The sequence below is a fragment of the Gardnerella sp. DNF00476 genome (genome assembly GCF_049262735.1).
Lineage (GTDB): Bacteria > Actinomycetota > Actinomycetes > Actinomycetales > Bifidobacteriaceae > Bifidobacterium > Bifidobacterium vaginale.
Map to the genome: position 1 here is coordinate 271591 of NZ_CP058401.1, position 10651 is coordinate 282241.

The following is a 10651-nucleotide window of genomic DNA, read 5'->3' on the forward strand; positions in this document are numbered from 1 at the left end:
CAAAGCTGGGGGTAAGCTATACAAATACACGCTACACACGCAAAATGCGGCGCAATTTGAAAGGAATAATCGTGCAAGAACTTGAAGAACGTATCCAAAAAGAAGGCATTGTTAAGCCAGGAAATGTTTTGAAAGTTGACGCATTCCTTAACCACCAGTGCGATTGCGCGCTTTTTGACGCAATGGGAGCTGCATGGGCGCAGCATTTTAAAAACACGCAAATCAACAAAATCCTAACAATCGAGTCTTCGGGAATCGGAATCGCGTGCGTTGCTGCGCGTCATTTTGGCAACGTTCCAGTGGTTTTTGCAAAGAAAGCGCAATCAATCAACTTGGATGGCGATCAATACGTGTCTACCGTATTCTCGTTCACAAAGCAACGCGAATTCCCTGTAATTGTGTCTAGAAAATATTTGAGCGCAGACGACCGCGTTTTAATTTTGGACGATTTTTTGGCTAATGGCAAAGCTTTGCAAGGGTTGATTGACATTTGCGATCACGCTGGAGCCACGGTTGCTGGCATTGGCATTGCGATTGAAAAAGGCTTCCAAGGCGGCGGAGATGCGTTGCGCGAAGCTGGATATGACTTGGATTCGCTGGCGATTGTGGAGTCGATGGATCCTAACGATGGGTCAATCACCTTCCGCCAATAGCCAAGTCAATATGATTGTGCGCAAATTGTGAAAAAATTAAACATAATTCTTCACAAATCGCAATTTTGCGTAAAAATACGATAAAGTAGTTCGGTTGGTGTTTGAAACCTATTACTCTAAATGTGCTAGCTTTCAACATGCAATTTTTAATAATTTTCAATAAGATAGCTTGATCAAGATAGCTTTAATCGGCTAGTTTTCAACTGATTGGCGGCTAAACGTATGAGTGATGTTGTGATTGTAAGCGCAGCGCGCACACCGATAGGAAAATTCGGAGGCGCGTTGAAATCGCTCACATCTGTTGAGTTAGGAACAATCGCAGCAAAAGCCGCAATCGAACGCGCAAAAATCAGTCCAAAATCTGTAGATCAAGCGATTTTTGGCAACGTACTTCAAGCAGGCAGCGGTCAAAACGTTGCGCGCCAAATCGCCCTTAGCTCGGGGCTTGACGAGTCAAGTTGCGCAATGACAATCAACGAAGTTTGCGGATCTGGTCTTAAAGCCATTCGCCTTGCGCAATCTGCGATTTGCATGGGAGATGCAAAAGTGGTAGTTGCTGGAGGCACGGAAAGCATGAGCAACGTGCCGTTTTACGCGCAAAACGTGCGATTTGGTGGCCTTCGCTACGGCAACAGCGCACTGGTTGATGGACTAAAAAAAGACGGACTTTGTGACGCTTTTACTGGCAAAGAAATGGGAGTTACTGCCGAAAACGTGGCCGCGAAGTTTGGCATAACGCGCAAGCAGCAAGACGCTTTTGCGTTAAAATCGCACCAGAAAGCCGTTTTCGCGCAAAATAACGGCGATTTTGACGCGGAGATTGCACCCGTGCAGCTTTTGGACGGAACTGTGATTAACAGAGACGAGCATCCGCGCGCCAACACTTCTATAGAGAAACTTTCTAAGCTTAAAACGTTGTTTGAGGCGGATTTTGACAGGTGCGAAACTGGTGGAATGCGCGAGGCAGATGAAACTCGCGAGGCGTATTCTGGAGCAAAACACTCTCCTACTGTAACAGCCGGAAACGCAAGCGGCATAAACGACGGCGCAGCAGCACTCGTCTTAATGAGCAAAGACTACGCAATCGCGCACGGAATCGACTATTTGGCAGAAATCGTAGGATTTGCAGAAGGTGGAATCAGTCCAGACCTTATGGGCTACGCGCCAAAACACGTTATGGAACGCATGCTAAAAAACACGGGCTACACCGTTGAAAACATTGACCTTTTTGAGATTAACGAAGCGTTTGCCGCACAAAGCATAGCCGTGTGCCAGCAGCTGAACATCAACGAAAGCAAACTGAACATAAGAGGCGGCGCGATTGCGCTCGGGCATCCTTTGGGCGCTAGCGGAGCCAGGATTTTAACAACACTTCTTTACGCACTTAGAGACAATCACATGCAAAACGGTGTTGCAGCTCTGTGCGTGGGAGGCGGAATTGGAGTGAGCATGCAAGTTAGGATGCGAAAGTAGACGTGTGATAGACGTGCACGTGTTGTGACACGCGCGAAGTAAGTCGCAGAACGCATACGGAGTGTTGTGATACGCGCGGTTGCTGGCGGTGAATGTGGCGGTTGCCGGCGACTTGAATAGCGTCAATAGCGTCAAAGCAACATTGCAAAAGTGAAAATCGCGAAAATGACGTCAAAAAAAAATGGAGAAACATGGCAGCTTTTCGAGAATTAAGCGTAGAACAGCGCATAAAAACGCTGGAATCAGAGGGCGCGCTTAGCGGCGATTACACGCAACTTCTGCTCGCACAACTCGCGCAAAGCAGCGAAACAAACATTCCTGCAAGCGTTGCAAACAGCATGATCGAAAACCAAATCGGGCGATTCAGCCTGCCAGTAGGCGTTGTGCGCGGCCTAAAAGTAAACGGAGTTATGCAAAACGTGCTGATGGCTACAGAAGAGCCATCCGTGATCGCTGCCGCATGCAACGGTGCAAAAATCGCAGCAAAAAGCCTAGAAAACGGCGTTGTAGCACACAGCGCACATTACGTTACGCGCGCACAAATAGTTTTTGAAGACGCGGACGGAAGCGTAGCCAAAAAACTAGATAGCATAATGCGTAATGAGTCAAAACGCACGGCGATTAGTGAGGTTGCGCGCTCCGCACACCCATCAATATACCAACGCGGCGGCGGATTAGAACGCGCGCAGGCGGCGGCGTTAACAGGCTTCGCCAAGCTAACACTAGACATAAACGCATGCGACGCAATGGGAGCAAACATAGCAAACACCATTGGCGAAGCTGTTAAAACCCAGCTGGAAAGCTGGGTTGGACGCAAGGCGCTGGTGGCAATTCTTGCCAACTCCAGCCGCGCGGCAACAGTCGCCGAAGTGCGCATACCCGTAGAAGCGCTTGTGACTAGCGCAAAAACAGCCGCGGCTGGAGATGCCGACGGCATGCGCCTTGCGCGCCGCATCGCCGCCTTAAGCTCCCTGGCCGCCGTAGACGCGGAGCGTGCTGCAACCCACAACAAAGGAATCCTAAATGGAATAGTTGCAGCAGCACTCGTATCTGGCAACGACACGCGCGCATTACAAGCCGCCGCACACGAATGGGCAGCAAAATCTGGTCGTTACATGCCTCTTTCAACCTGGACCTTGCAAAATTCAGGTCAAATCCTTTACGGTCGCATCGAAATCCCGTTGCAAATCGGCACAGTGGGCGGCGCAATCGCCTCGCTCCCAATGTCAAAAGTCGCGCTGCAAGTTTCTAAAGTCAATAACGCCAATGATTTCCGTAACGTTCTAGCAGCCGTAGGACTCGTGCAAAACCTGGCGGCTCTTCGCGCACTCGCAGGTCCTGGAATCCAAGCTGGTCACATGCGCCTTCAAGCCGCAAATATCGCTATAGCATCTGGAGCGCGCGGAGACGAAATTCAAAAAGTTGTGCACGCGCTTCTAAACGAAAATTCTTCCGATTTAAACACGAATTCTGCAAGGATGATTCTTGATAATTTGCGAAAAGACAAAAATACTTAGAGTTTAAAATGATAATTACACGTGTTACTCGGTTAACTGCGACTTCCTTCTGTTTGGGATAAGTCGCCAGCAACCACGCCGTAAAATTTACACCACTAAAATCGTCCTTAAAAAAAAATCGCCTTAAAAAAAAATAGGAAATCATGAGCAATACTTCAAAAAACACGCCAAAAGTCGGAATCGACCGCATAACTTTCGCAACCCCAAATTGCTATCTAAGCATGCGCGACCTTGCGATTGAGCGCGGAATAGACCCGAACAAATTCACAATCGGAATCGGTCAAAGCCAACAGGCAGTGCCACCAAACCACCAAGACATCGTAACACTTGGCGCTCAAGCTGCTCTGCCGCTTATGCAGTACATCGACAGCAACCGCCTCAAAATGGTGATCGTTGGCACAGAAAGCGGCGTCGACGCCAGCAAATCCAGCGCGCTTTATATTCACAAACTTCTAAACCTTAGCTCGTGGGTGCGCTGCGTGGAAGTAAAAGAAGCGTGTTATGGCGGAACTGCGGCGCTTATGATGGCTCGTGACTACGTTTTGACGCATCCTGGCGCGCAAGTTTTGGTGATTGCTGCAGACATTGCGCGCTACGGCGTTGGCACTCCTGGCGAGGTGACGCAAGGCGCTGGTGCTGTGGCGATGCTTGTAAGCGAGAATCCACACGTGTTGCAAATCAACGACGACAGCGTTGTAAAATCGGCGGAAATCCAGGATTTTTGGCGTCCCGTATATCAAAGCACGGCGTTGGCTCGCGGAAAGTTTTCAACCGAACAATACATTCGCATGTTCTGCGACGTGTGGCAGCGGTACAGTGCGGAAAACGCCTGCAATTTCAACGATTTTGAGGCGATTTGCTTCCATCTTCCATACACAAAAATGGGGCTTAAAGCGCTTCGAGCTGGGTTGGAGGAAAAGTCGAGCGCGCCTATTACAAGCGATACGCGCGAACGTCTTCTTGCGCGATACCAAGACAGCACACAATATAGTCGCCGAATCGGTAATATTTACACTGGTTCACTCTATTTAGGATTAATTTCTTTACTTGATTACGATTATTTTAAGAATTTTGACGATTCTGCGGTTGATGGCGATAGTGAGGTTTCTTGCGACTTATCTTCCGCAACACACACAAACGAATCGCCGACATGCCTGTCTCCTTTACTCTCAGGTCAAAAAATCGGCTTGTTCTCCTACGGTTCTGGCGCTGTAGCAGAATTCTTTAGCGCAACACTTGTTCCAGACTGGCGTAGCGCGCTGTTTTCTAATCAGCACTTAAAGTCGCTAAACAATCGCACGCAATTAAGCGTTTCGCAATACGAGGAGATGTTTAACAGCGCAGCGCCTTATTCTCCGCAGGATTTTATAAGCAGCCAGAAGAATCGAAGTGGCGCGCGATTCGTACTTGACTCCATCACATCTCAAGAGCATAACTATCGTTCTATCTAGCTGTAGTGCGATTGTACTGAATTACGGTGTTTTTTAATACAAACGCACTACACATACACACAAAACCGTAGTGCGATTGTACCAAAATACGGCAGGTCGTCGCGCAAACACACTACGCATACACACAAAAACAAGCCAAAAACGTTGATATATCAAGGGTTTTCGGCATGAAAAAAGGGTTTCTAGCAATTTGCTAGAAACCCCGTTCGCGGATGAGGCGAGATTCGAACTCGCGGTAGGTTTCCCTACAACGGTTTTCAAGACCGTCTCCTTAGACCGCTCGGACACCCATCCATGTGTGATTGCTACGCAGTATGCACATCAATCACACAAGCGAATAGCCTACCATAATCCCTAGGAAAACGCACATACTCGTATCTAGTCGCGCCTATTTCCCAGCAACTCCAGCAAGTACACAAACATGTTGATGAAGTCCAAATAAAGATTAAACGCGCAAATAATCGAAATACGTTTAATCATTTCTGGCTGATCAGCATACGCTTCAAAAATCGCACGAGTTTTCTGTGCATCGTAAGCCGTAAGACCTGCAAAAATCAGCACTGCAATCGCAGCAATAAATCGCATTGTTCCAGCACTTGGAGCAACAAACATAAGAATTACCTGACTCACGCACAACACCAGCAAAGCCACCATAAGAATAGGACCAGCCTTAAGCATATTCACTTTTGTAGTGAGCGCAAGCATTGTAAGGCACAGGAAGAATCCAGCAGTTAAAGCCAAAACCATTGCAATAGAGCCTAGACTAAACACAGTAAAAATCGTACTAAGCGTAAAGCCAGTAAGCGCAGCATACGCATAGAACATCGCACGCGCAGCAAAAACGCTCATTTTCATAACGCGCATTCCAAGCACAACAGCAAGCACCACTTGCGCAATAATAATGCCGAAGAATCCAAATCGACCCGTAGCATACAAGTAAGAGTAAAGCGCACCCGTACTTTGCGTAAACATTGCCACAAGCGTTGTGACAATTAGTCCAACAGTCATCTCTGCGTAAACTCGACGCACACTCACTCGCTCTGCCTGCTCGCGCACATAAGTAGCCTGCGCGTCGACAATTGTTGGGTTTTGTGCAAAGTTGCCAGCATAATTGCTGTTAAAATTTCCAAAATCTCCCATAATTCCTCCTAAATCCTTATTAAGTATTTAATTATAGTACATTTGTACGACTATGTGTGTCGCACAGATCAATATGCATTAGTTGTTACGACTCAGGCGCATCCTCCACGCGCGGCGCACCATTAATATCGCGATGAATACCCTGCATTTGCGCCTCAATTGCCTGCAAATTCTGCGCGCACTCAAGCAGCGTCTTAGAATGCTCCGCCAACTTTGCGTCCGGCAAATCAGCCTTATAGCGCAACGCGTGCTCCAAACTCGCCCAATAATCCATTGCGATTGTACGGAATTGCACCTCCACCGGCGTGTAATGCGCACCCGACGACAAAAACACTGGCACAGCGTAAATCACGTGCAAACTGCGATACCCGTTCGGCTTTGGGTTTTTAATGTAATCCTTAACCTGCAACACTTGAATATCCGTTTGCTTGGAAAGGTATTGCGCAACCGCATACACGTCATCGCGATAGTTGCAAATCACGCGGATTCCAGCCACATCAAACAGATTGTCACGAATCGAACGCGTTGATATGCTTAGGTTTCTGCGGCGCAGCTTCTCAAAAATCGAGTGCACGGATTTTAGTCGCCGCTCCATGTGATGCACGGGATTGTGCGAAAATCGCACCTGAAACTCACCGTCCAAAATCTCCAGCTTCGTGCTGATTTCGTACATCGCGCCTTCATACACCTGCATCATGTTTACGAATTCGTCCATCTGCTCAGGCGGAAGATGCGGAGTTTCGCTTTTTATAGGTGATTTTTGCGCGGACTTTTCGTCGGCGGTTGCTTGCGATTTTTCCGCAGCGGTCTCTGGCGACTCACCATCGCCAGCACCTTGCAAGCTTGCGTAAAGTTCGGCCAAATTTAAACGATTATGACGATCAAGTATCACGGTTCTTATTCTACTCGTAATTTTGTTATAAGTCTGATAATCGCCTGAAAATATGCGCGACGACCTGCCTTCGCGCTTAAAGCGTAGCGCGCGAAGGCAATTCGGAGCGCTGAGCCGCTCAAGGCAGAAGCACTGCTTCTGCGCGGCGAAGACGTGAGCGCGGCTAATCCGCGCGAACGATGTGACGCACTTTCTAGCTCTAAACAGCGTGTTGGACTACAAAATCGGGAAATAGCGCTAGCGCAGTTTAATCTCGCCGCGCCCAACCCACAGTATGTGCTTGCCGCGAATATCCCACTTACGCCGCCTCTTACCAGCAACCACAGTGATCATCATGGCAAGAATCGCCGCCGAGAATATCATCGCAATAACAAACAACGTCATCCATAGCGGCCATTGCACATGGTCTTCTGGCGGCGCAACAGGGTCCGGCAGCACACGATACCCCGTAACCAGCAACCTATGCGAGTTCACACCATACGGCGTACAAGTAAGCAGCGTAGCTAAATCGCGCCCCTTCTCGCGCTGCAGCAAACTTATATCGTGCGGATCCACCACGTTTATACGAAACACCTTGTAACGCAAGGTCTCCCCTTGCACATCAAGATAAAAGTAGTCACCCTTTTTAAGGTCTGTTAGCGAATCAAACATGGTTGCGTTCGGCAAACCAGTGTGCGCGGTGATTACAGTATGCCGCCCCTTGCCGCCCACTGGCAAATCCGTGCCGTACAAATGCCCCGCACCTCGTGCAAGCGTATCTTCTTTTGTACCGTGGTAAATCGGCAGCTTTACGCCAATCTTCGGAATCTTTATAATGCCGATAATGCCCATCGGCTCCTCAAGCGTTTTAAGATAACGCTTGTATCCAGGCGTGTTAGTTATATCTTCCTGACCGTCGCCTCCGTACGGGTCGCGCGTGAGCATGTCTTTGCGCGTTGCGTTGTAGCGCTTTGCGCCGCGAATGTGCGCGCGCCGCACGTCGCCAGCCTGATCGTGATTATACTTGTCGTACGCTGTCGATATCTCCTTCGAAACGTGATTGTTCCACAGCGTTGAGCACACAGGGTAGCTAAAGCACAAAATGCCTGCAAGAACCAGCGCAATCGGCTCTAAGATACGCATCAGTGTGCTTTTCTTTTTAGTTATTTTTTTAGTTTTAAGTGTATTTTGGTTTATATTTTTGCTTGAGTTGGATCGTGGAATTTGCTCTTCGGTTGCTTGCGACTTATCCGCTAGCAAACCACTCGCACCAGCCACACTGCTCGTGCCAGCCACATTGGAGGTACGCTTCGCCTTATTCTTAAACAATTTAGCAACAGCGCGCTCACTCAACGAGTGGCACAAATTGCTAATATCGGCTAGCTTCATAACTCCTCCAAGCTCAAGCTATTGAATTAAAGATAATATTTGGTTTGATTTTGCTACAAACGCAGTGGGATTTTGCGCTTTTTGTTGCTCAAAACGGCAAAATTAACAACAAAATCGGGAAAAACTTACCGAAAATGTTGCTTAAAACCACAAAATCAACAACAAAAAGCGGAAAAACGACGGGTTTTGTTGTTTTAACAGTCCACATAGGATTGAGTCTAGGGTTTTTGCCCTAGACTCAATCGTTTATAGATTTAATCTTATAGACTCAATCTTTATGATTTGCTAATCAACTGAGCAAATCACGCAGCCTGCTGCTCTTCTTCCTTCTTGCGATTCTTAAGGAATACGAACATACCAGAGCCCACAAGACCAAGACCCACGAGAGCGAAGATAATCACACCAGCAGCACCAGTCTTTGGAAGCTTGAACCAATCATTTCCTCCATCCTTCTTATTATCTGGAAGGTTTGCTATTGGAACTTCTACTACAGAATTACCAGATGAACTAGTATCCACCTCATGAGGTTGCTCAGAACGTATGAATCCATTTGGAGCCTTAATCTCAACAACATAGATTTTGCTATTTGCACTAGTAACTTTAGCATTGTAATCATTAGTTTTGCCCTGATTATTTGTCTCCATATATTTCTTACCATTATCAGCAAATCCAGGCAGTGCTGCACTACAATTAGCTTCTGTGTCTGGATCTTTAGCACATTTATCAGCTTCAGTCTTATTATCGAATGCTTTAAACTGCGCACCACTCAATACTTTTGTCTTTGTTTGACCTGTATCAGTTCCGTTGTACTTCAAAATATGGAACTTACGGAAGTTTGTCTTATTATCATCACCATGAATATCTGGAGTAGTACCGCCAGGAACGTGACCAGGATTGAAACCATACTTGTTGATAAGTTCAGAAGTATTAGAACTATTGCCAAAATCTTTCTTCACTTTAAGATTCAAGGTAACAATAACTCGAATATCTTTATTAGTATCACCAGCAAATTTCTTTGTAATTTTGCCTCTACCTGTTTCATTGAAAGCAAAAAGAATATGACTACGAGTAGCATCATTAGTCGTGTCTACAACAGTTAAAGTATAATCGGTATTCTTTTCAAGTTTTTGCGATGTAGCAGACTTTAGCTCACTTTTAATAGTGTCATACTCTCCAACGTTAACATCAGCTTGAATCTTATTTACTTCCAGATCATCATAAGCAGATTTCAACGCGTCATCAAAAATAGCAAAATCTATAATGTTTTTGGCATCAAAATCATTACCGTTGTTAACTTTAATAGGTGTTGCAGGTAACTTAACCTTAGCTGTTATCTTATATGGCAGTGTGTCACCAACACCAACAATTTTCCCAGTCAAAGCATCCTTTTGAACATCATTCTTAGCATTACGATTCTTTGGCTCAACACTAACAGAGTAAGTGTAAGTATTCTTATTAGTAGCATCTGCACGTGTAATCTGAGGAACTGTCACAAAGAATGGATTAAACTCAGGTGTAAATCCAGTTGGAACACCAGTTTCTTCAACATAGTACAATCCTATATCAAGATTCTTGAACTCAGCTACACCATCTTCGTTAGAAACATTCTTCGTTGTTTCTTCCATCTTTCCACCAGTACCGAACGAATTATCCATAGAAACTTTTTCGGTAATTTTCTTATCGATAATCGCCTGATTTAGATCATTAACCTTAGCTGCTAATTTAATCCAGCCATCCTCGGTCTTAAGATCGTACATATTCTCATTGCCAATCTTAGAAACTTTCTTGACTGTAAATGTTGCGCCGTTAAGACCAACAGAGTTACCAGAAGTATTATCCTTCTTATGGATGGTAATGGAACCCTTCTTGTTGGCTTCAAGAGTTGTATCCCATGGAGCCTTTTCAGCAGCAGTCTGAGCAGCCCAAGCGGAGCTGCCAGCAACCACGGCGCCAGCAACGCACAGCGTGCCAGCCATTGCAAGCGAAGCCACCGCGGCAACGCATTGTTTAGTGAACTTATTCACTTTCTTCTCCTTTATATCAGTGCCCTTTTGGGCAGGTTTTTGAGGAAAATACGGTTATTGTTTAATATTTATTGTTTATTTTGTGTTGCGATATATAGGCAAGCCACAATCTGTAAGCAAGCCACGGTTCGTG

Annotated in this window: 8 protein-coding genes and 1 tRNA gene; 4 read left to right on the forward strand and 5 right to left on the reverse strand. The window is 46.4% G+C overall.

From position 1 onward, the window contains the following. Nucleotides 1–71: 71 nt before the first annotated feature. The 4 genes from HXT25_RS01140 (at nucleotide 72) to HXT25_RS01155 (ending at nucleotide 5094) form a co-directional block, all read left to right on the forward strand. Nucleotides 72–653 carry a xanthine phosphoribosyltransferase gene (locus tag HXT25_RS01140; protein ID WP_004113391.1) on the forward strand — a complete coding sequence of 194 codons (582 nt, stop codon included), beginning with the start codon at nucleotides 72–74 and terminating at the stop codon, nucleotides 651–653. A 222-nt stretch (nucleotides 654–875) separates the two neighbouring features. Beyond that, nucleotides 876–2126 carry a thiolase family protein gene (locus HXT25_RS01145; RefSeq protein WP_004114646.1) on the forward strand — a complete coding sequence of 417 codons (1251 nt, stop codon included), beginning with the start codon at nucleotides 876–878 and terminating at the stop codon, nucleotides 2124–2126. Nucleotides 2127–2317: 191 nt separating this feature from the next. Continuing rightward, a complete protein-coding gene (locus HXT25_RS01150; protein WP_422118600.1) occupies nucleotides 2318–3643 on the forward strand; it encodes a hydroxymethylglutaryl-CoA reductase, degradative in 1326 nt (441 codons plus the stop codon). A 143-nt stretch (nucleotides 3644–3786) separates the two neighbouring features. Then, nucleotides 3787–5094 (forward strand): hydroxymethylglutaryl-CoA synthase, encoded by a 1308-nt coding sequence (locus tag HXT25_RS01155; protein WP_101890361.1) that lies wholly within the window; start codon nucleotides 3787–3789, stop codon nucleotides 5092–5094. A 209-nt stretch (nucleotides 5095–5303) separates the two neighbouring features. Here HXT25_RS01155 and HXT25_RS01160 read toward each other — a convergent pair. The 5 genes from HXT25_RS01160 to HXT25_RS01180 form a co-directional block, all read right to left on the reverse strand. Further along, nucleotides 5304–5388 (reverse strand) — tRNA-Ser (locus tag HXT25_RS01160). Between the two features lie 84 nt (nucleotides 5389–5472). Continuing rightward, nucleotides 5473–6234 carry a Bax inhibitor-1/YccA family protein gene (locus HXT25_RS01165; protein ID WP_004117411.1) on the reverse strand — a complete coding sequence of 254 codons (762 nt, stop codon included), beginning with the start codon at nucleotides 6232–6234 and terminating at the stop codon, nucleotides 5473–5475. Between the two features lie 85 nt (nucleotides 6235–6319). After that, nucleotides 6320–7126: a GTP pyrophosphokinase gene (locus HXT25_RS01170; RefSeq protein ID WP_019261378.1), complete on the reverse strand. Its 807-nt coding sequence runs from the start codon at nucleotides 7124–7126 to the stop codon at nucleotides 6320–6322. 237 nt (nucleotides 7127–7363) lie between these two features. Then, nucleotides 7364–8494 (reverse strand): class C sortase, encoded by a 1131-nt coding sequence (locus tag HXT25_RS01175; protein WP_248911765.1) that lies wholly within the window; start codon nucleotides 8492–8494, stop codon nucleotides 7364–7366. Between the two features lie 302 nt (nucleotides 8495–8796). Continuing rightward, nucleotides 8797–10518, reverse strand: a complete 1722-nt coding sequence (locus HXT25_RS01180; protein ID WP_285085125.1) for a SpaH/EbpB family LPXTG-anchored major pilin — start codon at nucleotides 10516–10518, stop codon at nucleotides 8797–8799. Nucleotides 10519–10651: the final 133 nt, after the last annotated feature.

What these genes read in the sequence shown, in the direction of transcription:
- HXT25_RS01155 (WP_101890361.1), top strand. Translation starts at nt 3,787, where the DNA reads ATGAGCAATACTTCAAAAAACACGCCAAAAGTCGGAATCGACCGCATA.
- HXT25_RS01145 (WP_004114646.1), top strand. Translation starts at nt 876, where the DNA reads ATGAGTGATGTTGTGATTGTAAGCGCAGCGCGCACACCGATAGGAAAA.
- HXT25_RS01165 (WP_004117411.1), bottom strand. Translation starts at nt 6,234, where the DNA reads ATGGGAGATTTTGGAAATTTTAACAGCAATTATGCTGGCAACTTTGCA.
- HXT25_RS01175 (WP_248911765.1), bottom strand. Translation starts at nt 8,494, where the DNA reads ATGAAGCTAGCCGATATTAGCAATTTGTGCCACTCGTTGAGTGAGCGC.
- HXT25_RS01150 (WP_422118600.1), top strand. Translation starts at nt 2,318, where the DNA reads ATGGCAGCTTTTCGAGAATTAAGCGTAGAACAGCGCATAAAAACGCTG.